At 41.9% G+C, this 234-nt stretch carries 1 protein-coding gene; it reads right to left on the reverse strand.

From position 1 onward, the window contains the following. The coding region (locus tag ACIR131C_RS26725; protein ID WP_231395424.1) for a tetratricopeptide repeat protein at window positions 1–234 on the reverse strand (234 nt) is incomplete at both ends.

The raw sequence follows: 234 nt of genomic DNA on the forward strand, positions 1-234 counted from the left end.
TCATATTCCCCCATTTCTTGGGCTACTATCCCCAAATGGTGGTAAGTTCTAGCTTGAGAATAGCGATCGCCAAATTCGATACAGATAGCTAAAGCTTGTTGATAAAAGTCCCGTGCTTGGGCATATTCTCGCATTTGTTGGGCTAATATTCCCAAATTGTGGTAGGTTGAGGCTTGAGAATAGCGATCGCCAAATTCGATATAGATAGCTAAAGCTTGTTGATAAAAGTCCCGT

The sequence above is a fragment of the Dolichospermum circinale AWQC131C genome, assembly GCF_000426905.1.
Lineage (GTDB): Bacteria > Cyanobacteriota > Cyanobacteriia > Cyanobacteriales > Nostocaceae > Dolichospermum > Dolichospermum circinale.